Annotated in this window: 21 protein-coding genes and 1 tRNA gene; 13 read left to right on the top strand and 9 right to left on the bottom strand. The window is 49.0% G+C overall.

Features of this window, described 5'->3' with window-relative positions:
* Positions 1-54 precede the first annotated feature (54 nt).
* From rpoD to AC6R0S_RS01695, 3 genes are all read left to right on the top strand, one after another.
* Positions 55-1,914, top strand: a complete 1,860-nt coding sequence (gene rpoD / locus AC6R0S_RS01705) for an RNA polymerase sigma factor RpoD (protein ID WP_500631461.1) — start codon at positions 55-57, stop codon at positions 1,912-1,914.
* 148 nt (positions 1,915-2,062) lie between these two features.
* Positions 2,063-2,138 (top strand) — tRNA-Ile (locus tag AC6R0S_RS01700).
* Positions 2,139-2,439: 301 nt separating this feature from the next.
* The gene (locus AC6R0S_RS01695) at positions 2,440-3,750 is read left to right on the top strand and encodes a methyl-accepting chemotaxis protein (RefSeq protein ID WP_500637090.1); all 1,311 of its coding nucleotides are present in this window, start codon (positions 2,440-2,442) and stop codon (positions 3,748-3,750) included.
* A gap of 47 nt (positions 3,751-3,797) precedes the next feature.
* Here the strand turns inward: AC6R0S_RS01695 and djlA are convergent, their stop codons facing one another.
* Positions 3,798-4,649 carry a co-chaperone DjlA gene (djlA, locus tag AC6R0S_RS01690; protein WP_500631459.1) on the bottom strand — a complete coding sequence of 284 codons (852 nt, stop codon included), beginning with the start codon at positions 4,647-4,649 and terminating at the stop codon, positions 3,798-3,800.
* A 148-nt stretch (positions 4,650-4,797) separates the two neighbouring features.
* On the opposite strand from djlA, the gene lptD reads away from it, so the two are divergent.
* The 6 genes from lptD to apaH all read left to right on the top strand — a co-directional run bounded on the left by lptD (position 4,798) and on the right by apaH (position 11,591).
* Positions 4,798-7,176 (top strand): LPS assembly protein LptD, encoded by a 2,379-nt coding sequence (lptD, locus tag AC6R0S_RS01685; RefSeq protein ID WP_500637089.1) that lies wholly within the window; start codon positions 4,798-4,800, stop codon positions 7,174-7,176.
* A 51-nt stretch (positions 7,177-7,227) separates the two neighbouring features.
* Positions 7,228-8,523 (top strand): peptidylprolyl isomerase SurA, encoded by a 1,296-nt coding sequence (gene surA / locus AC6R0S_RS01680; protein ID WP_500637088.1) that lies wholly within the window; start codon positions 7,228-7,230, stop codon positions 8,521-8,523.
* The gene (gene pdxA / locus AC6R0S_RS01675; protein WP_500637087.1) at positions 8,513-9,505 is read left to right on the top strand and encodes a 4-hydroxythreonine-4-phosphate dehydrogenase PdxA; all 993 of its coding nucleotides are present in this window, start codon (positions 8,513-8,515) and stop codon (positions 9,503-9,505) included. Before surA ends, pdxA begins: the two co-directional genes overlap by 11 nt.
* A 12-nt stretch (positions 9,506-9,517) precedes the next feature.
* Positions 9,518-10,324: a 16S rRNA (adenine(1518)-N(6)/adenine(1519)-N(6))-dimethyltransferase RsmA gene (gene rsmA, locus AC6R0S_RS01670; protein WP_334553605.1), complete on the top strand. Its 807-nt coding sequence runs from the start codon at positions 9,518-9,520 to the stop codon at positions 10,322-10,324.
* 65 nt (positions 10,325-10,389) lie between these two features.
* A complete protein-coding gene (gene apaG, locus AC6R0S_RS01665; protein ID WP_334568374.1) occupies positions 10,390-10,767 on the top strand; it encodes a Co2+/Mg2+ efflux facilitator ApaG/CorD in 378 nt (125 codons plus the stop codon).
* A gap of 14 nt (positions 10,768-10,781) precedes the next feature.
* Complete coding sequence (gene apaH / locus AC6R0S_RS01660; protein WP_500637086.1) at positions 10,782-11,591, top strand: bis(5'-nucleosyl)-tetraphosphatase (symmetrical) ApaH; 810 nt, start codon at positions 10,782-10,784, stop codon at positions 11,589-11,591.
* Positions 11,592-11,726: 135 nt separating this feature from the next.
* Here apaH and folA read toward each other — a convergent pair whose 3' ends face one another.
* The 6 genes from folA to rplU all read right to left on the bottom strand — a co-directional run bounded on the left by folA (position 11,727) and on the right by rplU (position 15,659).
* On the bottom strand, positions 11,727-12,206 hold the full coding sequence (folA, locus tag AC6R0S_RS01655) for a type 3 dihydrofolate reductase (RefSeq protein WP_500637085.1): 480 nt from the start codon (positions 12,204-12,206) through the stop codon (positions 11,727-11,729).
* A gap of 35 nt (positions 12,207-12,241) precedes the next feature.
* Positions 12,242-12,733, bottom strand: a complete 492-nt coding sequence (locus tag AC6R0S_RS01650) for a threonine/serine exporter family protein (RefSeq protein WP_334553598.1) — start codon at positions 12,731-12,733, stop codon at positions 12,242-12,244.
* Positions 12,721-13,488, bottom strand: coding sequence for a threonine/serine exporter family protein (locus tag AC6R0S_RS01645; protein ID WP_500637084.1), 768 nt, complete (start codon positions 13,486-13,488; stop codon positions 12,721-12,723). Before AC6R0S_RS01645 ends, AC6R0S_RS01650 begins: the two co-directional genes overlap by 13 nt.
* A 158-nt stretch (positions 13,489-13,646) precedes the next feature.
* Complete coding sequence (gene cgtA, locus AC6R0S_RS01640) at positions 13,647-14,819, bottom strand: Obg family GTPase CgtA (RefSeq protein ID WP_500637083.1); 1,173 nt, start codon at positions 14,817-14,819, stop codon at positions 13,647-13,649.
* A 250-nt stretch (positions 14,820-15,069) separates the two neighbouring features.
* Entirely contained in the window at positions 15,070-15,327 is a 258-nt protein-coding gene (rpmA, locus tag AC6R0S_RS01635) for a 50S ribosomal protein L27 (RefSeq protein WP_004409945.1), read from the bottom strand.
* Positions 15,328-15,347: 20 nt separating this feature from the next.
* Complete coding sequence (rplU, locus tag AC6R0S_RS01630) at positions 15,348-15,659, bottom strand: 50S ribosomal protein L21 (protein ID WP_000271393.1); 312 nt, start codon at positions 15,657-15,659, stop codon at positions 15,348-15,350.
* Positions 15,660-15,928: 269 nt separating this feature from the next.
* Between rplU and ispB the strand changes: the two genes are divergently transcribed.
* From ispB to nagB, 4 genes are all read left to right on the top strand, one after another.
* Positions 15,929-16,900, top strand: coding sequence for an octaprenyl diphosphate synthase (gene ispB, locus AC6R0S_RS01625; RefSeq protein ID WP_500629569.1), 972 nt, complete (start codon positions 15,929-15,931; stop codon positions 16,898-16,900).
* A 177-nt stretch (positions 16,901-17,077) separates the two neighbouring features.
* Positions 17,078-18,841, top strand: a complete 1,764-nt coding sequence (locus AC6R0S_RS01620; protein ID WP_500637082.1) for a bifunctional lysophospholipid acyltransferase family protein/GNAT family N-acetyltransferase — start codon at positions 17,078-17,080, stop codon at positions 18,839-18,841.
* A 330-nt stretch (positions 18,842-19,171) separates the two neighbouring features.
* Entirely contained in the window at positions 19,172-20,233 is a 1,062-nt protein-coding gene (locus AC6R0S_RS01615) for a TRAP transporter substrate-binding protein (RefSeq protein WP_334554112.1), read from the top strand.
* 320 nt (positions 20,234-20,553) lie between these two features.
* Positions 20,554-21,354: a glucosamine-6-phosphate deaminase gene (gene nagB / locus AC6R0S_RS01610; RefSeq protein ID WP_500637081.1), complete on the top strand. Its 801-nt coding sequence runs from the start codon at positions 20,554-20,556 to the stop codon at positions 21,352-21,354.
* Positions 21,355-21,509: 155 nt separating this feature from the next.
* Here nagB and AC6R0S_RS01605 read toward each other — a convergent pair whose 3' ends face one another.
* Together AC6R0S_RS01605 and AC6R0S_RS01600 are read right to left on the bottom strand one after the other, a co-directional pair.
* Positions 21,510-22,046, bottom strand: coding sequence for an MltR family transcriptional regulator (locus tag AC6R0S_RS01605; RefSeq protein WP_487902172.1), 537 nt, complete (start codon positions 22,044-22,046; stop codon positions 21,510-21,512).
* A gap of 50 nt (positions 22,047-22,096) precedes the next feature.
* Positions 22,097-23,248: a mannitol-1-phosphate 5-dehydrogenase gene (locus tag AC6R0S_RS01600; RefSeq protein ID WP_500629574.1), complete on the bottom strand. Its 1,152-nt coding sequence runs from the start codon at positions 23,246-23,248 to the stop codon at positions 22,097-22,099.
* Between the last annotated feature and the right edge of the window lie 69 nt (positions 23,249-23,317).

Raw genomic sequence — 23,317 nt, 5'->3', positions numbered from 1 at the left:
GGTTTGCAACTCGCATACTAATTCCTTCACCAGATACTAAGTTGGATACCGTCTATGGATCAAAATCCGCAGTCACAGCTGAAACAACTTGTCATTAAAGGCAAGGAACAAGGCTATCTGACCTACGCAGAAGTAAACGACCACCTGCCAGCAGAAATCGTTGATTCCGAGCAGGTTGAAGATATCATTCAGATGATCAATGACATGGGCATTCGAGTCGTCGAAACGGCGCCCGATGCCGATGATCTTGCATTGAATGATGATGACACCATTACCGATGAAGACGCAGCAGAAGCTGCGGCAGCGGCGCTTTCTAGCGTAGAGAACGAAATTGGCCGCACAACTGACCCAGTTCGCATGTACATGCGTGAAATGGGTACGGTTGAACTTCTGACTCGAGAGGGCGAAATCGACATCGCTAAGCGTATTGAAGACGGTATTAACCAAGTTCAAAACGCTGTTGCCGAATACCCAGGCACTATCCCATACATTCTTGAGCAGTTCGACAAAGTACAAGCGGAAGAGCTTCGTCTTACCGATCTCATTACTGGCTTTGTTGATCCAGATGCAGAAGAGACCACAGCACCGACGGCGACGCACATCGGCTCTGAGCTCGCACAGTCTGACTTGAAAGATGAAGACGAAGAAGATGCGGATGACGATGAGGACGATTCAGATGACGATGACTCTGAAGAAGATACTGGTATCGACCCTGAGCTTGCACTAGAGAAGTTCACGTCGCTGCGTAATACCTTCCAGAACTTCCAGCTCGCCTGTAACGAGTACGGCAAAGAGAGTCCGAAAGCGCAAATCGCTCATGAACTCGTCCTCGACGTATTCAAAGAGTTCCGTCTGACGCCGAAGCAGTTTGACTACTTGGTCGATGAACTTCGCACCTCGATGGAGCGCGTTCGTACTCAAGAACGTCTGATCATGAAAGCGGCCGTTGAATACGGCAAAATGCCGAAGAAATCGTTCATTACGCTCTTTACCGGCAATGAATCTAGCGACGCTTGGCTTGATGAGATCCTTGCTTCTGACAAGCCGTACGCAGAGAAAGTTCGTCGCAGCGAAGACGACATCCGCCGCTCGATCATGAAGCTAAAAGCGATTGAAGAAGAGACCTCTTTGACGGTGCAAAACATCAAAGAGATCAGCCGCCGTATGTCGATTGGTGAAGCGAAAGCTCGCCGTGCGAAGAAAGAGATGGTGGAAGCGAACTTACGTCTGGTTATCTCGATTGCGAAGAAATACACCAACCGTGGTCTACAGTTCTTGGATCTTATCCAAGAAGGTAACATCGGCTTGATGAAAGCGGTCGACAAATTTGAATACCGTCGTGGTTACAAATTCTCGACCTACGCAACATGGTGGATTCGTCAGGCAATCACTCGCTCGATTGCAGACCAAGCACGTACGATCCGTATTCCGGTACACATGATCGAAACGATCAACAAACTCAACCGTATCTCTCGTCAAATGTTGCAAGAGATGGGTCGTGAGCCCCTACCGGAAGAGTTGGCTGAGCGCATGCAGATGCCAGAGGATAAGATCCGTAAAGTGCTGAAGATCGCCAAAGAGCCAATCTCAATGGAAACACCGATCGGTGATGATGAAGATTCACATCTAGGTGATTTTATCGAGGACACCACGCTTGAGTTGCCTCTCGATTCTGCCACCGCCACCAGCTTGAAAGTGGCCACCAAAGACGTACTGGCCGGCCTCACACCTCGTGAAGCAAAAGTACTGCGCATGCGCTTTGGTATCGACATGAATACAGACCACACTCTGGAAGAAGTCGGTAAGCAGTTCGATGTAACGCGTGAGCGTATTCGTCAGATCGAAGCGAAAGCGCTACGTAAATTGCGCCACCCTAGCCGCTCAGAAACTCTGCGCAGCTTCTTGGATGAGTAATTCACGCTAAGACTCATGATTGATGAAAAGGTGAGCAAGCGCTCACCTTTTTTATTATTAGCAGACTTAAGTGAATAAAAACTAAGCGCATTTAGCCATGCTTGCGGCTAGACAGCTTCGGGGGCTTCCCCTATAATCGATGCCCTACGGCCCCTTAGCTCAGTGGTTAGAGCAGTCGACTCATAATCGATTGGTCCCCAGTTCAAGTCTGGGAGGGGCCACCAATTCTAGAAGGCGAGTAACCAAAGGTTAACTCGCCTTTTTAGATCCCATACTTAATTGTCGTGTCCTCTCTAATCATACTACAGCTCTCTCGTATCGTTCGATTTAAATATTAGTAAACGCTAATTTTTCAAACTCTTAAAAACGAGACATTTTTTAAATCTGTGCCACATATAAACTAAGTTAGTATAAGTATGCGTCAGCCTTTTCGGCTAGGTTGATAACAAGCACTCATTAGAAAGTAGCACTCCTTTTTATATTTCATCGACCTAACGCACCCTGTTGGTGCCAATGAGGCCATTTATGTTATTTTTTCGCAGCCGTAAAGACTCTGCTTACACTGATCTTGAACTCAATGGAATGCGTACCTCTGCGCAAGTGTTCAGCGCCATCAAATCCAGCGTTGCCTACATTGAGTTTCAGCCTGACGGTCATGTCATCACCGCAAATCACTTATTTCTCGACACACTCGGCTACCAATTGAGTGACGTTCAGGGTAAACATCATCGCCTTTTTTGTGATTCGATCCTGACCTCTTCTTCCGATTATCAACAATTTTGGCGCGATCTAGCCAATGGACAGCCTCAGACAGGCACCTTCAGACGCCTTCGTAAGGGGAGCGAAGAGATTTGGATTGAGGCGACCTACGTTCCCGTGAAAGATGACAATAATAAAGTGGTCAAAGTGATCAAAGTCGCTAGTGATGTCACGGAGAAAAAGCACCGCCTAGACAATCAAGAAGCCATTTTTGAATCGCTTAAAAAATCCATGGCCTATATTGAATTTACCCCAAAAGGGGAAATCATCAATGCCAACGATAACTTCTGCGCCTGTGTTGGCTATAAGCTTTCTGAGATTCGAGGTCAGCATCACCACATTTTTTGTAGCGAAGATTTCATCCACAACAATCCAAATTTTTGGCCCTCACTAGCCAAAGGCGAGTTCAAAGGCGGGCTCTTTGAAAGACGTAACAAGCACGGTGAGATACTGTGGTTAGAAGCGACCTACAACCCTGTTTTTGATCGTCATGGCAAGGTGGTGCGTGTGGTGAAATTTGCCCGTGATATCACTGACCGAATTCTTCATCAGCAGGCTATAAGAGATGCCTCTAAGGTGGCTCAGCAGACCTCGCTTCACACTTTAGACATTGCCAATGATGGCGCTCGAACGCTAGGTACCGCGACCGATGTCGCCAATCAAATTGACGTATCAGTCAGTACCGCTTCCACTCTAATGGGGAAACTGACGGAGCAATCGCAACAAATTACCCACATTGTCACGACCATCTCCAACATTGCCGATCAAACCAACTTACTCGCACTGAATGCCGCCATAGAGGCCGCACGCGCAGGGGAGTTTGGCCGCGGGTTTGCGGTTGTTGCTGACGAGGTGCGAAACCTCGCAGCGAATACAACGAAAGCGACCGATGAGATAGGGAATATTGTTAAGCGCAACAGTGAGTTGACTTCAGAATCTGAGGAAACCATGGCGCAGATTCAAGCGAGAGTCGTCGAATGCAACCAGCAGTTGCAGGAGACACAAGCCCTGATTGACGAGATTCGACAAGGAGCGCAGAACGTTGCAGATACAGTGACGCAACTGGTCAAAGATTGATAAGGATATGTGCCCGACCAGCGACCAGCGTCGGGCACATGTTTTTACTAAAAGCCTTTGCTTTTCTTAATCAAGTCGTAAGCGTTTTGAATTTCCTGCGCTTTTTCTTTCGCGACATTCATCATTTCAGGGGGGAGGCCCTTCGCCATCAACTTATCTGGATGATGCTCATTCATCAGTTTACGATAGGCACGCTTGATCGCTTTGGCATCAGCGCTGCTATCAATACCCAGTAATTTGTAGGCATCGCTCAGTTGATCTGCGGTACTCGCTTGCTGCCACTGCCCGCCAGATTGATGAGAGTGCCCACCATTGCTGCCACCAAAACCCCCGCGTTGAAAACGAAACGCCGCTTCTTGCATGCGAAGGCGTTGCTCAAGTTGTTCTGATGAAAACCCCAAACCTTGTGCAATCTTGTGCAGGACATTGCGCTCTGCCGGGTGAATCTCGCCATCCGCAAACGCTGCAGATAGTTGTAACTCGAGAAAAAACTGCAGCAAATCAAAACGACCTCCGGTTGAGATGCGGACACGCTCTAAGACTCGCTCCAATGGGAAATCTGCGCTTTTTCCTTCTCTGAAGGCTTCTTGTGCCGCTAATTTCTGCTCACCATGCAGGTTCATGCGATCCATCATCGTTGAAGCCAGCTGGATCTCCTCGCGAGTGACCTGCCCTTTTGATTTCGCAACGTGCCCCATCACGGAGAACGCCGCTTTAAAAAACTCTTCTTGGCGCTGCGCTTGGCTTGGTCCTTCACCAAAGCCGCTATTGAACCCCGCCTGTCTTAAACGGCGTGCTTTATCAAACTGATGGCCTAGAAAAAGACCGAACAACGCCCCAAATGGTCCTCCAAACAGAAAACCAAAAAAAGTGCCAAGGATTTTGCCGAAAATGTGCATTATATGCTCTCAACCTCTGAATTTTTTCTTCTCAACGCGGTCTGATAGTGCCGTACGCCACAATTTACTTTATTATAAAGACCGTTTTATCTTAGATTCGGTTACCTATTCACCGGATATATCAAGTTCAACAGGATAGTAAAACTCGATGTCATTTTTCCCCCGCACCTTACTGGCCGCATCGATCGGCGCTGCGCTCTATGTCCCTCAGGCCTTATCTGAAGTAACCGTAGACGATAGTGTGCAGGAACTGCCCTCTATTGATCAATGCTTAATCAACGAACCTGAGTCTGATAACCCGAATCAAGATCCCATCAATGTCGAAGCAGACAGCTTAGAGGCGATCAACGGCGATAAAGCGACCTACAGCGGTAACGTTGTGGTCGTTCAAGGCAAGAAGCAGATGCGTGCCGATAACGTCACCCTCCACCAGCAAGAAAACATCGTAGTTGCGGAAGGGAACGTGATGTTCAGCGACGGTGAGCTGAAAAGTATATCAGAGAAAGCCACCAACAACCTCAACACAGAAGAAGTGACATTGGAGAACACCCAGTATCAATTCTTGTGTGAGCCAGGGCGCGGTGAAGCGGTTTACGTGGCCAAGACGGGTAAGGCGATGTACGAAATCGAAGACGGTACGATTACCTCTTGCCCGGAAGGTGATAAATCATGGCGACTGCGTGCCTCTAGTATCGATGTTGACCAAAACGAAGAAGAAGCGACCTTCTACAATCCGCGTTTCGAAATCGTCAATGTGCCCGTATTCTACTTGCCTTATTTGACCGTACCTATCGGAGACACTCGTAAGACAGGCTTTTTGTATCCGACGGTCTCATACGGTTCAAGCGATGGTTTTGAAATGGAGGTGCCGTTTTACTGGAACTTAGCCCCCAACTATGACCTCGAAACCACACTCAAATACATGCAAAACCGTGGGACGCAACTCAATAGTGAATTCCGCTATCTGTCGACGCTGGGCAACACTAATATCAAATCGGAATACTTGCCAGATGATAAGAAGTACACTGATTACGGTGATCGTTGGGGTTTGCAATGGCAACACAATGGCATATTTAGACAAAGCTGGAAGTTTGAGGTGGATTACTCAAAAGTCAGTGATATTGACTACTTCTCCCACGTAGACTCCAGTATCGGTAATAGAGAAGATGGGCAATTGATTCAAGAAGCACAAGCGACGTACCGTAGTGATTCTTGGGACGCATCAATCCTCACCCGTGACTTTCAGCTATTAACCGAAAGTACTAGCAGCCTTCCATACCGACTGTTACCTCAACTGGAGTTTAACTATTATGCGCCTGAAGTACTGCGCTATCTAGACTTTGATGTAATCAGTCACATATCCCGCTTTGACACTGACGCTGACGGAAAGCCCAGTGCCACTCGCGTACACGTCGAGCCTGGATTCAAAATTCCTATTGGTACGACTTGGGGTTCATGGACAACCGAAGCACGCTTGCTAGGTACCTACTATCAACAAGACCTCGAAGGTGTCGATATCACAGATGATGATAGCGATTATTATGGATTAAAAGAGAGCGTGTCTCGTGTAATACCCGAATTTAGAACTCACGCAGGTCTGATTTTGGAGCGAGATACTGTCGTGTTAGACAGTTATACGCAGACACTAGAACCACAAATTCAATATGTCTACGTCCCGAATCAAGACCAAAGCGACATCGCAACATATGATACAACCTTGATGCAAACCGACTATTACGGCTTATTTCGCAGTCGTCGATACAGTGGTGTTGATAAAATTGCTCACGCTAACCAAATTAGCTACGGTGCATCGACTCGTTTCTTAGACGACCAGTTTAAAGAAAGATTGAACGTCTCCTTTGGACAAATCTTCTACTTGAAGAATGGCATAAAAAACCAGTCTCTCACGGATAGTGACACTGATAGCGATACTGATAGCACATCCAACTACTCTGCGTGGGCCGTCGAAATGGATTTCAACTATGATGATTTCTTGTTCTATCATGGTGGTATCCAATACGATATAGATGCGGAAGAAGTACAACTCGCCAACAGCACACTGGAGTATCGATTCAATGGTGGTTACCTTCAAGGTAATTACCGATATGTCACGAGAGACTATATTGAGCAAACATTAGGCGACAGCTTAGGTGACCTAGACAGCATCACGGAAGAAGGTATTTCTCAAGCCGGTATTTTGGCCAGCTATAATATCTCCCGCCACTGGAGTGTAGGTGCTCAGTACTTTCATGATGTCACGACCAACGAGGCATTAGAGTGGCTGGCGAGAGTGAACTATACCGACGACTGCTGGTATATCGGCTTCACCTACAGCAATCAGCTGGATAGCTGGGATCCTAGCTTCTCAAGTTATCCAGATTCAGACCCTGTCTATGAAAATAACTTTAGTGTTAACTTTGGCATTATCGGCTTTGGCACAAATATTGGGGCAGGCTCAGGAATGGCAGGGATGGACAGTGCAGGCAACTCCCTCGGCTACGGTCGCCCATTCTTCTTAAACAACTAAATCTCTCTCCTGCTGCGAGGCTGCAGGAGCCTAATAATGGATAGGATGTTAATGAAACCATTGAAACACACCCTACTCGCGCTTGTTGCCGCGAGCCAAGTTGCCATCGCTCACGCGCAGCCGGTTGAGCTGGATGGCGTTTCCGTCATCGTCAATGACGGGGTGATTTTACACAGTGACATCAACGCATCACTGAAAACATTGAAAGCCAACGCGCGTAAAAACAACCAAGCGTTACCCGATGAAGCGACGCTGCGTGAACAAGTCACGGAAAAACTTATCGTTGATACCATTCAGCAGCAAGAAGCCGAACGATTGGGTGTGCGTATTGATGACAACCGTCTTAACCAAGCCATAGCTGAGATTGCCGAAAACAACAACCAGACCATCGAAGAACTGAGCAACGCTATTGTCAGTGAAGGTTTGAGTTATCCTGAATTTCGTGAACAAATCCGCAAAGAAATCGCGGCGAGCGAAGCACGCAATGCACTGGTTCGTCGCCGCATCAACATTCTGCCGGCTGAGGTCGATAACCTAGCGGATATTCTCGCGCAAGAGACCAACGCTACCGTGCAGTACAAAATCAGCCACATTCAGTTACGTGTCGACGATGGCGAAGACAAAACTGCGGTAGAAAAAGAGGCCAAGGCGCTCGTTGAACGCCTCAATCAGGGTGAAGATTTTAGCACCATGGCCTACACCTATTCAAAAGGCCCGAAAGCCCTGGAAGGTGGCGATTGGGGCTGGATGCGTAAAGAAGAGATGCCGACCATCTTCGCCGACCAAATTAGCTTGCAAAACAAAGGCACCATCATTGGTCCATTTCGCAGTGGTGTCGGTTTCCATATCCTCAAAATCGACGATGTCAAAGGGCTAGAAACCGTGGCGGTGACCGAGGTAAACGCGCGTCATATCCTGATTAAGCCGACGGTGATCCTCAGTGATGAAGGGGTGCAAAAAGAGCTAAACGACATCATTGAACGCATCAACAATGGCGAAGCGACCTTTGGTGAGATGGCGCAGCAATACAGCCAAGATCCAGGCTCTGCCGCACGCGATGGTGAACTCGGCTATCAAACCTCAGATCTCTACGTACCTGAGTTCAAACACCAAGTGGACACCTTACCGGCTGGAGAGATCAGTGCGCCGTTTAAAACCGTTCATGGTTGGCACATTGTCGAAGTCCTCGATCGCCGCGAGGTGGACCGCACGGACTCTGCGCTGAAAAACCGCGCGTATCGCATCCTGTTCAACCGCAAATTTAATGAAGAAGCCAGCACATGGATTCAAGAGATCCGCGCCAGCGCCTTTGTCGAAATGGTTGAGGATGAGCAAGATGACAATTAGACGTATCGTAGTCACCGCCGGTGAACCTGCCGGTATTGGCCCAGACTTAGTTCTTGCGCTCTCCAAAGAGAGTTGGACTCATCAGATAGTGGTGTGCGCCGACAAGTCCTTACTCGCCGAGCGCGCTGAGCAACTCGGCATAGAGGTTGAGCTGCTGGATTATGAGCAAGGCAGCGACCCGAGCCCACAGCGTCAAGGTACGCTGATTGTCGATCACATTGCGATGGATGCCCCCTGCATTGCGGGCGAACTCAATGAAACGAACGGTCACTACGTACTAAAAACGCTCGAAAGAGCCGCTTTGGGCTGTATGAATAGTGAATTTGATGCTATTGTCACCGGCCCTGTGCACAAAGGGGTCATCAACCGTGCAGGTGTTGCATTCAGTGGCCATACTGAGTTTTTCGCTGAAAAGTCGAATACGCCACTGGTGGTCATGATGTTGGCGACACAAGGCTTGCGCGTCGCGCTTGTCACCACACACATACCTTTAGCGTATGTGTCCAAAGCGGTCACCACTGAACGCTTGGAAGCCATCATCCATATTCTTCACCAAGATTTGGTCGAGAAATTTGCGATCCCATCACCGAAAATTTACGTGTGTGGCTTAAACCCACACGCAGGTGAAGACGGTTGCTTAGGCCGAGAAGAGATAGAGACGATAACGCCAACATTAGAGCGCTTACGCGAGCGCGATGGCATCGACCTCATCGGGCCGTTACCCGCTGACACCATCTTCAACGAAAAATACCTTGAAGAGGCGGACGCCGTATTAGGGATGTACCACGATCAGGTACTTCCTGTACTAAAATACAAAGGATTTGGGCGCTCAGTAAACATTACTTTGGGCTTGCCCTTTATTAGGACCTCCGTTGATCACGGCACCGCATTAGATCTTGCAGGAACAGGCGATGCGGACACAGGAAGCTTTAGAACTGCACTGGCTCATGCGATTGAGCTAGTGGAAAAGAAACCCAGTTAACTTGAGATCATTATGAGAAACGATGTCCACTTAGGACACAAAGCACGTAAACGCTTTGGTCAGAACTTTTTAAACGACCCATACATCATTGACGGTATCGTCTCGGCCATCAACCCACTACCTGGGCAGAACTTGGTTGAGATCGGCCCTGGCCTTGGCGCCATCACTGAGCCAGTCGGTCGTGAAGTGGATAAATTCACCGTGATCGAGCTCGATCGCGATCTAGCAGAGCGCCTACGCAATCACCCTGAACTGGCGGATAAGCTGACCATTCATGAAGGCGATGCGATGCGTTTCGACTTCTCGCAACTCGTTAAGCCGAACAACAAGCTGCGTATCTTCGGCAACCTGCCATACAATATCTCAACGCCGTTGATGTTCCACCTTTTTGAGTACCATAAAGACGTACAAGACATGCACTTTATGTTGCAAAAAGAAGTAGTGAACCGCCTCGCTGCAGGCCCTGGTACTAAGGCATACGGCCGCTTGACGGTGATGGCACAATACTACTGCAAAGTGGTGCCGGTCCTTGAAGTGCCGCCGACGGCGTTTGTTCCGCCACCGAAAGTCGACTCAGCTGTGGTTCGTTTGGTGCCTTACGAGACGCTGCCTTACCCAGCGACCAGCTTGAATTGGCTTGATCGCGTTTGCCGTGAGGGCTTCAACCAGCGCCGTAAAACCGTGCGCAACTGCTACAAGTCACTGATTGATGCAGAATCGCTTGAAGCACTAGGTATTAACCCTGGCATGCGACCAGAGAACCTCACCTTGCAGCAATTTGTCTCCCTCGCCAACTGGCTGGATGCAAAACATCAATAAAATCATCTAGTATAAGGGGGACAGTGCCACGCATTGTCGCCCTTTTTCTTTTTTGGAGGTGTGAAATGGATGTCGACCCTTGCATCAAAGTTCAGGTCAATACTCGCTATATCCCTGAGCAGTCTCAACCACACGCGAAGCGCTATATTTTCGCCTACATGGTCACCATAAAAAACCTCAGCAATCAGACCGTGCAATTGATCAGCCGACGCTGGCTGATTACCGATGCTAATGGCAAGCAGATGACGGTGGAAGGCGATGGCGTCGTCGGCCAGCAGCCATTTATCGCCGCCGGTGATGAATACACGTACAGCAGTGGTACTGCACTCGAAACACCGGTCGGTGTTATGCAAGGCCAATACATAATGCACGATGAGCAAGGTCGAGAGTTCCATGCCGAGATTGAACCTTTTCGCCTCGCACTGCCCAATATTCTTAACTAAATTAGGACAACAGTTTGGCTACCTATATTGTCGGTGACATTCAAGGCTGCTTTGACGAATTGCAGCAACTCCTCAGTAACATCAAATTCAAACCCAAAAAAGATACCCTCTGGTTCGCCGGCGATTTGGTCGCACGCGGGCCCAAATCACTGGAAACCCTGCGCTTTGTCCAAAGCCTCGGCGAGAGCGCCAAAGTGGTGCTCGGTAACCACGATTTACACCTTCTGGCTGTTGCGCTGGGTATCCATAAGAAAAAAGACAAAGACAAAACGGCGCCGATTTTTGATGCGCCCGATAAACAGGCACTGCTTGACTGGTTGAGACAACAGCCGTTATTGGCAGAACATGACGAGTTCGTGATGTGCCATGCGGGCATCTCACCTGACTGGGATCTCGCAGAGGCCAGAGCGTGCGCCGCCGAAGTGGAAGCGATTTTAAAAAGTGACGATTGGCCTTGGCTGATTGAAAACATGTATGCCAACCAACCAGACAAATGGCACAACGCACTAAGCGGATTAGAGCGCTATCGCTACACCATCAATGCCTTCACGCGGATGCGATTTTGTTTTGCCGATGGTCGACTAGACATGGCTTGCAAACTGCCACCAAAACAAGTGAGCGGTGGTGAATTGATGCCTTGGTTTAAACTGCCCAGTCGTATCGCACTGGAAAAGCCCGTGCTGTTTGGTCATTGGGCGGCCTTAGAAGGCTACCAGAGCAAGGAAGTGATTGGCTTAGACACTGGCTGCGTGTGGGGCGGAAAACTGACCTTACTCCATTGGGAAAAGCAGCGTTACCACAGTGTCGCAGCGGGGAAGAAATAGTAGAGGTTTGGGGTGATGGGTGATGGGTGATGGGTGATGGAGCTTAGGGACAAAATGGGCGAGTGCAAGCGCTATTAGGTAACGCTATTAGGTAAAAAGAGCGCGAACGGGAATGGTCCGCGCCAGAGTACTGCCCTACTTTTCTAACACCACAAACTGCATATCGTAGCGATTTTTCTCATCCGCAGCGTAGGCTTCGCGGTAGGTTTCTTGATACGCATCGCCCCAGTCTGGGAACTGGGTATCGCCCTCTACCGAGGCATCAATAAAGGTCAGGTACAACTTATCTGCTTGCGCCAGACAGTGTTGATAGATGGAGCCGCCACCGATGATCATCACTTCCTCGACGTCGCCAGCTGCGGCAAGCGCCTGCTCAATCGATGCCACCATCGTCACTCCTTCAATAGACAAACTACTGTCTCGGCTAATGACAATATTGGTTCGTCCCGGTAAAGGACGACCTATCGACTGATACGTTTTGCGCCCCATCACCACAGGCTTGCCCATCGTACAGCGCTTGAACCACGCAAAGTCAGCGGGCAGATGCCACGGCATTTGGTTATCTTTTCCAATGACACGATCCTGGGCCATCGCCGCGATCATACTGATGATCATACTCTACTCCTAATCAAGACTGCGCAATATCAACGCTATACAATGGGTTTGCGGCGATAGAATAGCAACCCAGGCATCGCTAAGCCAACCGCCAATCCTGCAATAATAAACATCGCCTTGAGAAAATTTTCGAGCAGCATGGCCACCAACTCAGGGCTGTAACCCACATGGTTGAGCTCGACTAATGCAATCATAGCTTTAAAAGCAAACACGCCCGGCACCATGGGGATCAACGCCGCGACAGTAAACACTTTCGGATGCGCCAAAAATCGGCGTGACCAAACAATCCCCACCATGCTGACGATCATGGCCGCAAAAAACGTCGCCCACTCAATCGGCACGCCAAATTGCATCATCAGATAGCGTGAGCCATGACCAATCGCACCACCCAGTGCGCAATACAGCAAGGCTTTTTGCGGCACATTGAACACCAGAGCAAAGCCCACCGCGGGTATGGCGGCGAACAACATATCATTGAGTAGACCTAACAACAGTTCCATTCCGACATCCATCATCACACCACCCATCCACGAACGCCAACCACACTCATCGCGGCGACAATGCCCAAACAGGTCGCCAACGTCAGTAAGCTTGCCATCACGAATCGAGCGATGCCCATGTTGGTGTAGCCTTTGAGCATATCAGCCACCGCATTGATCAACGGAAAGCCCGGCACGAGCATCAACACAGAAGACGCCATCACAATCGATGGTGCATTACCCAGCTCATAAATCACGGCTTGGGCCGAAATCACTGTGGTGACAAACGCCGTTACTGCAAAGTTCATCAGCGGGTTAAAGTGACGATGGCCTATCTCTTGGCGCACGATCATGCCACCGGATGAGGCGAGAAACGTCATCATAAACACTGTCCAGTCGCCTCCTGCTAAGCGGCTAAAGGCGGCGCATGATAAGCCAATCATCCCAACCACCAACCAACGGTTATATCGCTCGGGGCTGATGGCGTTGAGCTTGCGCTGCGCCATCTCATAGTCAATCACGCCGCGCTCAAGCATAATGCAGATACGTTGGATTTGAGTGACGGCACGCATATTAATGCCGCGGTCGGGGCAACTGCGAGTGGTGGTGATGCAGTGCTGCTGATATAAGGTCGTCACGACGAGTGAACTTGATGATAGCGAGATTTCCACCTCATCCATTCCAGAGGCGCGCCCAAAGCGGCGCATCAAATCGCCCACCAACGTGCTTTCCGCGCCGTGAGCCAAGAGCACTTGCCCTGCTTGGGCAATCAAGCGAGAGACAGCTCGCTGCTTCGATGCCATATTACCGATGTCCTATTCCATTAGAGAGAAGTCACAGCCAAAGGCTGCTTATATTGATCAAGAAAGAGCCCTATTGTGCAACTCACACACACTATACGTATTGATGTAGGTAAAAAAACAGCCGCAATATGTGATTGCGGCTGCTTCAAAAGGTTTAATTAATCGCGGACGTAGACCACATGACCGTCGTCTTCTTCGTCGTCCCAATCATCCCAGTCGTCTTCATCTTCAGTGATGACGTCTTTACCTGACATGGCATCTTTGTGGTAATCATCCCACATGAAGTTGACCTTATCTTCTTCAGAGATCTCTTCCTCTTCGCGTGGTAGAGATTCCATAAAGTCAGCCAGCTTGTAGCACAGCTCCTTAGTACCTTGTCGGTTGATGGCAGAGATTTTGAAGTACTCGTCTTCCCAACCCAGTGCATCAAGGATAGCTTGAATCACTTCATTGGCTTCCTCTTCTGGCATCAGATCCACTTTATTGAAGACCAACCAACGAGGCTTATCCGCAAGCTTCTCGCTATACTGCTCAAGCTCATCAATGATCGTCAGCGCATTTTGCACCGGATCCGATTGATCAATCGGCATGATATCGATCATATGCAGCAACACGCGACAACGCTCAAGATGCTTCAAGAATCGAATACCAAGACCGGCACCGTCTGCCGCGCCTTCGATGAGGCCCGGGATGTCGGCGACAACAAAGCTTTTCTCTGGGACAACACTGACCACACCCAAGCTTGGGATCAAGGTCGTGAATGGGTAGTCCGCCACTTTCGGCTTCGCCGCAGAAACGGCGCGAATAAAGGTCGATTTACCCGCATTAGGAAGACCAAGCATACCCACATCGGCCAATAGTAATAGCTCTAAACGCAGCTCACGGATTTCACCTTTCGTACCCAGCGTCTTTTGACGTGGTGCACGGTTCACCGAGGATTTAAAACGCGTGTTACCTAAACCGTGCCAACCGCCTTTTGCGACCATGACTTTTTTGCCATGCTCGGCCACTTCAGCCACGATCTCATTGGTGTGGATATCCACCGCACGTGTACCAACAGGCACGCGCAACACTTTGTCTTTTCCGCGTTTACCCGTACAGTTACCGCCGCGGCCATTTTCGCCACGCTCTGCTTCATAGAAGCGCTGAAAACGGTAATCAATTAGGGTGTTGAGGTTCTCGTCCGCTAGGATGTAAACATCACCACCGTCACCACCATCACCACCATCAGGGCCACCTTTGGTTACGAATTTTTCGCGCCAAAAACTGACAACACCACTACCGCCGTCGCCGGCTTGAACTTTAACGACCGCTTCATCAACGAATTTCATCTCTTACTCCGCTCTCTTACCGCGCACCTCGCTGAGTGCGCCGCTGCGTTGCAACATCATCTCAACCACTCAGGTTGAATGATATAAATTCTAGCAGATTCCACCTTCAGCTTGATCTCATCAGCTGAGCAGGACATCGCCCGTGGGGAACCAATAATGAGGGACTCTTATACAGAGTGCCTGAGTATTGGTTCATAAATAAAAAACCCCGCCGAATCGGCAGGGCTTTTGAATTCAGTCAGAAGGTAAATTATTCAGCTTCGATGCTTACAAATTTACGGTTCTTAGGACCTTTCACTTCAAATTTCACTTTACCTTCAGTAAGAGCGAAAAGAGTGTGGTCTTTACCGATACCAACGTTGGTGCCAGCGTGGAACTTAGTACCACGTTGACGAACGATGATGTTACCTGCAAGAACAGATTCACCACCGAAACGCTTAACACCTAGACGTTTGCTTTCTGAATCGCGGCCGTTACGAGTAGAACCACCAGCTTTTTTGTGTGCCATTGTTAAACTCTCCTAATCGATTAAGCGTTGATACCAGTGATCTTCACTTCCGTGAACCACTGACGGTGACCTTGTTGCTTACGAGAGTGCTTACGACGACGGAACTTAACGATTTTAACTTTATCGCCACGACCGTGTTGTACAACTTCTGCTACAACTTTACCGCCCTCTACTAGAGGAGCACCAACTTTAATGTCTTCACCGTTAGCAACAAGTAGAACTTTATCAAATTCAACAGTTGCACCAGTTTCAACGTCTAATTTCTCTAAACGAAGAGTTTGACCTTCGCTTACACGGTGTTGTTTACCACCAGATTGGAAAACAGCGTACATATCTTACTCCGCTTTTTCCGCACAGCCTTATGCACTTTGGGCAATTTGGGTGTGCGCTAAACTAATCATCAATAGGGCGCAGATTCTACAGAAAGCTCGCACCTATGACAAGCCATATTTTTAAAAAATTGGCGAAAAGCTAATCGCCAATGAAAAGTGCGCCAATCATGCCCGTTAAGCATGTATTAATCAACGTTTTTTAGTGTATTATTGGCCAACAAATACAGATAAGAATACCTTACCAGTTCTAACCTTCAGCCGGATGTATAATGGATTTTAAAGCTATCCAAGCGCTCACTGCCGATGACATGGCAAAAGTGAATGAAACAATTCATGCCCAACTCAACTCTGACGTCTCTTTAATCAACCAACTCGGGTTTTATATCGTCAGTGGTGGCGGTAAACGAATCCGGCCTCTGCTTGCGGTGCTGTCTGCCCGGGCACTGGGCTACCAAGGTCAGGATCACACCACCGCTGCCGCCTTCATTGAGTTTATTCACACAGCGACCCTGTTGCACGATGATGTCGTGGATGAATCTGACATGCGCCGTGGTAAAGCCACCGCGAATGCCGCGTTTGGCAATGCCGCCAGTGTTTTGGTGGGTGATTACATCTATACCCGTTCATTCCAAATGATGACGGCACTCGGATCATTAAAGATCCTCGAGCTAATGAGTGACGCGGTGAATGTGATTTCCGAAGGTGAAGTGCAGCAGTTGATCAACTGTAACGATCCCGATACCACCGAAGAGAGCTACATGCAGGTCATCTATTCGAAGACGGCACGCCTATTCGAAGCGGCAACGCAAATCGGCGCGATTCTCACCGACGCTGACGCCGAACTTGAGCTCGCGATGCAAAACTACGGCAAATATCTCGGCACCGCATTCCAGTTGATTGATGATGTGATGGATTACACCTCTGACGGCGAGGAGATGGGTAAGAACGTGGGCGACGATCTGGCCGAGGGCAAACCGACCCTCCCTCTTCTTTACGCAATGCGCCATGGCACCCCAGAACAAGCGGCAATGATTCGCGAAGCCATTGAACAAGCAAACGGAATGGAGAAGCTCAACGAGATTCTGGCCGCGATGGATGAAACCGGCTCTTTGGAGTACACGCGCCAGCTGGCTTATCAAGAAGCCGATAAAGCCATCGCTCAGCTTGCCCTTGTGCCTGACTCGCCTTATAAAGAAGCATTGGTAACGCTTGCTCATATGGCGGTGCATCGCAGCGCTTAAACAGCGAAATCGTCCTCTCCTTATCAGGCAGTGAGTCAGCATTCACTGCCTGATCGCCATCCTATCGTTCGTCATCAAACCGTCATCGCTCAGTCACCGAACTCTCACTAAACTGTCCTTTCAGTGACATCTAAATGACCTACGCTCATCATCAACTCCTGTTTAGACGAGATTGATATGGACGTATCTAGCCCTTTCCGATTGCCGCGCAAAACGCCATTTGGCCTTGGTGAGAACCTCACTGAATGGGCCACGGGCCTCAGTCGTTTGGATAAGTTTTACGCCAAGCGCCCGGCTAACGCGACAACAGAACAGTTTCTTCGCTACACCTTAACTATCCTAGGTATCGACTACCAGATTGCAAAAGGCTCGCTCGATCCTATCCCGCGCAGTGGTGCGACCGTTGTGGTCGCCAATCATCCGCTGGGTTGTGTCGAAGGTGTAATCCTCGCTGAATTGCTACTGCATATCCGCCAAGACGTGCAGATCTTAGCCAACCAGTACCTAAAAACTGTCCCTGAGTTGGATCGTCTATTTATTGGTGTGGATGTGTTTGAAGGCAAACAGGCGCACAAAGCCAATTTAAAAGCGCTGAGACTGGCTCACCAACACCTAGAGCAAGGGGGGATCTTATTGATCTTTCCCGCTGGCGAAGTGTCACAACTGGTCGATAGCAAAACTCAGAAATTAGAAGATAAAGAGTGGAGCCGCTCGGTCGCTAGCTTAGTGCGAAGATCCAAAGCCACCACGGTGCCCGTCTTTATTGATGGCCAAAACTCAAAACGCTTTTACCTTGCGGGAAAAGTGCATCCACTGCTGCGCACATTAATGCTGGGTCGAGAATTACTCAACAAATCACACACCCCGATTCGACTCTCCATCGGCTCGGCCATCAAGTACAAAGAGCTCCACTCGCTCAGTGATACTCAAGTCGTCAACTATCTGCGTCTCAATACCTATTTGCTAGCGGCAAACACTCAGCTTCGCTCCAATAAAGCGCCTGGCATTGATCTCAGCGGTCCTATCGCGAGCCCTCTCCCAGCGAGCGATCTTGAAGTGGATCTCAACCAATTGCCGCGCGATCATCACCTATTATCGAGCGGTGAATTCGACGTCTACTGTACCAGCGCCGACTACATTCCTTCTGTGTTGTATGAAATCGGACGCCTGCGTGAAAAGAACTTTCGCGCGGTAGGAGAAGGAACGGGCTTAGCCCTCGACATCGATCAGTTTGATGGTCACTACCAACATCTGTTTATTTGGGACAGAGAGCAACGCCGCCTGGTCGGCGCCTACCGACTCGGTTTGGTCGATAAACTGATTGAGCAACAAGGGGTTGATGCGCTCTACTCTCGTACTTTGTTTGAATATGATGAGCGCTTTATTAATACGATGGGCTGCGCCATTGAAATGGGCCGCTCAGTGATCGATAAGCCGTATCAAAAAAGCATGGGCGCTTTACTCTTGCTCTGGAAGGGCATAGCTACGTTTGTTTCTCGCCATCCTCAATATACGCACCTGTTTGGCCCAGTCAGCATCAGTAGTGATTACAGCGAGCAGGCAAGACAACTGCTCGCAGAAACCATGACGCTGCACCACTACGACACGAAAGCCGCTGAGTACGTCTCGCCGTCCAACCCGCTACCGAAACACGACACCCACTGGAACACCAGCATGTTAACCGCGCTGGCGGATTTACAACTGCTCTCTCGCGTGATTGATCGTATTGACGAAGGCAAGGGAGTCCCTGTTCTGCTGCGCCAATATTTGAACCTCAATGGCAAGCTGGTCTCATTCAATGTCGATCCTGATTTCAACAACGCTTTGGATGGATTGATCATGGTGGATTTAACCCGCGTTGGCACCAAAACTCTTGCCCGCTATATGGGGCAAGACGCCGCAAGCCAATACCTTGACCATCATCACCCGCGAGCGGATTGATCCCTGTCGAGCAAAAACTCAATGCCATGTGATTCACATGGCATTTTCTATGGATCGCATCATTACTCTAAAAGCGCGGTTAGTTTTAGGGCAATTAGACTTCTTGCTGCTCAGCTAAGCTCACTTCTCACTGTTTATTCATTCTCTATCCGAATATCTTCTCGTCTAATCACTTGATGTCACCAATAAAATGGTTGACGAAAAATAGCGCAAATTCGAAGCTAACAGAGAATTTGAAGCAATAGACAAAAAACATTGCAATATTCTAATAACAACACAAAAGGACGTGAACTCAACATGCTGCCATCCACTCCCCGCTCACTCAAAAACATGAAACGCGTGACGACCACGTTGCTCGCGAGCGTATGCGCTCTGCTTGCTAGCGTCAGCCACGCTGACGATAAAGTCTACCGACTCAAACTTGCCGAAACTTGGGGGCCCAATACCCCCATCTTAGGTGATGCAAGTAAGAACATGGCCAAACTGGCTGAAGAGATGTCCAATGGTCGTTTGCAGATCCGTATTGACTCTGCCAATAAGCACAAAGCGCCTTTGGGTATTTTTGATATGGTCAAATCCGGTCAATACGATTTAGGCCATTCCAGTTCTTACTACTGGAAAGGCAAGGTACCCAATACGCTATTTTTCTCCTCGATGCCTTTTGGCATGATGGCGACCGAGCAATACGCGTGGTTTTATCGCGGTGGCGGTATGGAGTTGATGGAGAAAGTCTACGCGCCGCACAATTTGCTCTCTTTCCCCGGCGGTAACTCCGATATTCAGATGGGTGGCTGGTTCAAAAAAGAGATCAACACCATTGATGATCTGCAAGGGCTGAAAATCCGCATTCCGGGCTTTGCCGGTGAAGTCATGGCGCGCGTTGGCGCCGCTCCAACCAACATTGCGCCTGGGGAACTCTACACCTCACTAGAGAGAGGCACAATTGACGCACTCGAATGGGTCGGCCCTGCTTTTGATTTGCGCATGGGCTTTCAAAAAATCGCGCCGTATTACTACACCGCGTGGCACGAGCCAGGTTCCGAGACGCAGTTCTTAGTCAACAAGAAGGTGTGGGACAGCTTGCCAAAGGATCTGCAAGTGATCTTAGAAACCGCCTTTAGAGTGGCCGCTTTTGATATGTATACCCAAGCGATTGACGCTAATGCCAACAGTTGGGCAAGCATGAGCCAAGAGTTCCCAGACATCAAAGTGCGTGACTTCCCGCCGCAAGTATTGTCAGCGCTGCACAGCGCCACAGAAGCCTTGCTGCAAGAGCAAGCGGAGAAAGACGCACTGGCGCAAGAGATCATCACTTCGCAACGCGAGTACCTCACTAAAGTGCGCGCTTGGACCGACATCTCAACCAAAGCCTATCTTGAGACGACGCCTTAAGCGCTGTACGGTTATTCCTGTCAAAAATATGGCTGTCAAAAAGTATTGCTTTCAAAGCGACATTCTCAACAACTATCGCCGCCTTCGGGCGGCGTTTTAGTCACTCGTTTGTCACCCCCTCCCCTCCCTTCTCACTCCTTTTCTCGCTTTATAAAAAAACTGTCACTATTGATGTGGAGAATAGAGTCATAGAAGCCATTGACAGCCTAATTCGTGACGAAAGATCATTTATTCCACAAAAATAGTGGCGAAATCTCACGCCTTATTTTACAATGCAAATTAAGAAATCCAATCGAGCACTTGAAACAGGATAAAGACCAATGAGACTGATTCCCCTAAAAAATGCAGAACAAGTCGGCAAATGGGCTGCACGTCATATCGCGAAGAAAATCAACGCCTTCAAACCGACGGAAGAACGCCCATTTGTTTTAGGTCTACCCACTGGCGGTACGCCACTGTCGACATACAAAGCACTGATCGAGCTATACCAAGCTGGTGAAGTCAGCTTTAAACACGTCGTCACGTTCAACATGGATGAGTACGTGGGCATCGACCCAGATCACCCAGAGTCATACCGCTCTTTCATGTACAACAACTTCTTCAACCATGTTGATATTCAAGAAGAGAACATCAACCTGCTTGATGGCCAAGCGGACGACATCGATGCACACTGCGCGGCTTACGAAGACAAAATCCGCTCTTACGGCAAGATCAACCTATTTATGGGTGGCGTTGGCATTGATGGTCACATCGCGTTTAACGAGCCAGGCTCATCACTCTCATCACGTACTCGTATCAAAACATTGACCGAAGACACGCGTATCGCAAACTCTCGCTTCTTTGATAACGACATCAACCAAGTGCCAAAATTTGCGTTAACGATTGGTGTCGCGACGCTACTGGATGCCGAAGAAGTGATGATTCTCTCGCTTGGTCACAACAAAGCCTTGGCACTGCAAATGGCGATTGAAGGCAGCGTAAACCACATGTGGACAGTCACTGCACTGCAAATGCATCGCAAAGCAATCATCGTTGCGGATGAACCAGCGCAGCAAGAGCTCAAAGTGAAGACAGTGAAATACTTCTCTGAACTGGAAGCGGAAAACATCAAAGGTCTCTAAGACGTTTTCGCTAGCACGAAACAAAAAAGCCACTTCGGTGGCTTTTTTCTTGTCTGATATAGTTGGCTAAGGAAATTGCCTAGAATGGCTGTCTACTGTAGATGACGAAAAACGCTATCTAAAGATAGCGTCAACAGAACTGACAAAGAAAATCACTAGGAGGTCAGCGCGTTTTCTCTTGCGAGCTGCTGATGGATGTCGTTCACGGCCAACACTATGGTGGAACGCACTTTTTGGAAATGACGGTCTAAAAACATGGCTTTCATTTCGTCATTTAATCCCTCGACCAACTCGGGTGAGTAATCGATAGGCATGATTTTCTGTATCGCGTTCACTCGGTTGAGCTCAAACACGATATCTTGGTCCCAGAAGTCCACTTTCCCCTCTTGAACCTTAACCCACTCTTTTAGGGTGACAAACACTTCGATGTCGTCATAAGTTTGTTTACTGATCACCCCAAGCCCGAGCAGTAACTTGATGCGCACCAGTATTTCCCCTAATGGCCCATCACTGGTCAGTAATGGGTCGACGACGAATTTCACTGCGTAATCGTCTTTGTGGAAAATACTTTTTAACAAGGCATCGAGCATGTCTTCCAATACATCATAAGCACATAGCAGACACTCAGCGGCATTGGCTGATTCTGCTAGCTCTTCTAAGAGTTCAACTTCATGACTCGAGTGTATTGGCATGGTTTCTTCAAAAGGAGAAAGTGCCACATCAGTGGCACTTTGGTGTTCCATCATTCATTGATTGCGTTATACGCTTGTTCGGCTAGTTTAACAACTTCTGAGTCAATATTCAGCTCTGAATAGTGGGCTAGCGTCTCGGCAAATCCTTTTTCTGCGAACATGCTCTGCAATTCAACCGCTTGTGGGTCATCGTCATTCTTGTAATGGAAGGCCGCAGCAATCCCTTTGATCAAATGCGCGTTTGGCAACCCATACTCCAAGGTGCCATTGAGTGGCTTGATCAAACGATCTTGCGGGCTGAGCTTACGAATAGGCTGGCGACCGACGCGGTCCACTTCATCACGCAAGTACGGGTTGGCGAAACGACCTAAGATTTTCTCAATGTAGGCTGCGTGGGCTTTAGGATCAAAACCGTAGCGCTGAATCAGTACCGCCCCGCTTTCTTCCATCGCCGCTTTCACTTCTTGGCGAATCGCGGGATCTTCAATCGAGTCTTTGATGGTCTCATGACCCGCCAGTACACCGAGGTAAGCTGTGATCAAGTGACCAGTGTTGAGCGTAAACAGCTTACGTTCGACAAACGCCATCAAGTTGTCTGTGCACTCCATTCCCGGGATGGTTGGGATTGGGCCATTGAATTGAGTTTGATCTACAATCCACTCACTGAAGGTTTCCACCGTGACGGCCAGTGGATCAGTTTCGCCCTCTTCTGCCGGCGGCACGATGCGGTCAACCGCAGAATCGACAAAACCAATGTGCGCATCACTGAACGCTTTGAGTTCATCACTAAGATGCGCATACACAGCTTCTTTAAGCTGAGTGGTACCACGCACCATGTTTTCTGCCGCGATAACGTTCAGTGGCGACGTGTTGCCCGCAGCAAAACGCTGCTCAATGCCTTTAGCAATCGAGCCAGAAATAATCTTGAGTACGGTTGGGCCTACCGCTGTAGTGATGAGGTCGGCGTTGGCGATGCAGCCAATCACCTCATCGGTGGCGGAGTTGACTGCCGTGACGTTTTTTACCACTTCCACGACACACTCTTCACCGACGACTTTCACTGGGTATTCGTTGCGTCTTTGCAACTCAGAGACGACCGTTTCGTTGACGTCTGCAAATGTGACTTCCATGCCTGCGTCTGAGAGTAATTTACCGATGAAACCACGACCGATATTTCCTGCACCAAAATGTAACGCTTTCATAATCACTAACCTTTCAAATGTTGAATCTGTATAGCTAACGGCTTAACAGCACACGACTAAGCCTTCAGC

Source organism: Vibrio sp. R15-SG3-ISO1B, assembly GCF_059833835.1.
This window is presented reverse-complemented; position numbering and strand designations above follow the sequence as displayed.

Excerpts from the sequence above, each read along its gene's own strand:
- nagB (WP_500637081.1), top strand. The coding sequence starts at position 20,554 with ATGAGACTGATTCCCCTAAAAAATGCAGAACAAGTCGGCAAATGGGCT.
- folA (WP_500637085.1), bottom strand. The coding sequence starts at position 12,206 with ATGATCATCAGTATGATCGCGGCGATGGCCCAGGATCGTGTCATTGGA.
- AC6R0S_RS01600 (WP_500629574.1), bottom strand. The coding sequence starts at position 23,248 with ATGAAAGCGTTACATTTTGGTGCAGGAAATATCGGTCGTGGTTTCATC.
- rsmA (WP_334553605.1), top strand. The coding sequence starts at position 9,518 with ATGAGAAACGATGTCCACTTAGGACACAAAGCACGTAAACGCTTTGGT.
- AC6R0S_RS01645 (WP_500637084.1), bottom strand. The coding sequence starts at position 13,488 with ATGGCATCGAAGCAGCGAGCTGTCTCTCGCTTGATTGCCCAAGCAGGG.
- rplU (WP_000271393.1), bottom strand. The coding sequence starts at position 15,659 with ATGTACGCTGTTTTCCAATCTGGTGGTAAACAACACCGTGTAAGCGAA.
- AC6R0S_RS01615 (WP_334554112.1), top strand. The coding sequence starts at position 19,172 with ATGAAACGCGTGACGACCACGTTGCTCGCGAGCGTATGCGCTCTGCTT.
- AC6R0S_RS01695 (WP_500637090.1), top strand. The coding sequence starts at position 2,440 with ATGTTATTTTTTCGCAGCCGTAAAGACTCTGCTTACACTGATCTTGAA.
- apaG (WP_334568374.1), top strand. The coding sequence starts at position 10,390 with ATGGATGTCGACCCTTGCATCAAAGTTCAGGTCAATACTCGCTATATC.
- pdxA (WP_500637087.1), top strand. The coding sequence starts at position 8,513 with ATGACAATTAGACGTATCGTAGTCACCGCCGGTGAACCTGCCGGTATT.
- AC6R0S_RS01650 (WP_334553598.1), bottom strand. The coding sequence starts at position 12,733 with ATGGGTGGTGTGATGATGGATGTCGGAATGGAACTGTTGTTAGGTCTA.
- rpoD (WP_500631461.1), top strand. The coding sequence starts at position 55 with ATGGATCAAAATCCGCAGTCACAGCTGAAACAACTTGTCATTAAAGGC.
- lptD (WP_500637089.1), top strand. The coding sequence starts at position 4,798 with ATGTCATTTTTCCCCCGCACCTTACTGGCCGCATCGATCGGCGCTGCG.
- rpmA (WP_004409945.1), bottom strand. The coding sequence starts at position 15,327 with ATGGCACACAAAAAAGCTGGTGGTTCTACTCGTAACGGCCGCGATTCA.
- cgtA (WP_500637083.1), bottom strand. The coding sequence starts at position 14,819 with ATGAAATTCGTTGATGAAGCGGTCGTTAAAGTTCAAGCCGGCGACGGC.
- AC6R0S_RS01620 (WP_500637082.1), top strand. The coding sequence starts at position 17,078 with ATGGACGTATCTAGCCCTTTCCGATTGCCGCGCAAAACGCCATTTGGC.
- surA (WP_500637088.1), top strand. The coding sequence starts at position 7,228 with ATGAAACCATTGAAACACACCCTACTCGCGCTTGTTGCCGCGAGCCAA.
- AC6R0S_RS01605 (WP_487902172.1), bottom strand. The coding sequence starts at position 22,046 with ATGCCAATACACTCGAGTCATGAAGTTGAACTCTTAGAAGAGCTAGCA.
- djlA (WP_500631459.1), bottom strand. The coding sequence starts at position 4,649 with ATGCACATTTTCGGCAAAATCCTTGGCACTTTTTTTGGTTTTCTGTTT.
- ispB (WP_500629569.1), top strand. The coding sequence starts at position 15,929 with ATGGATTTTAAAGCTATCCAAGCGCTCACTGCCGATGACATGGCAAAA.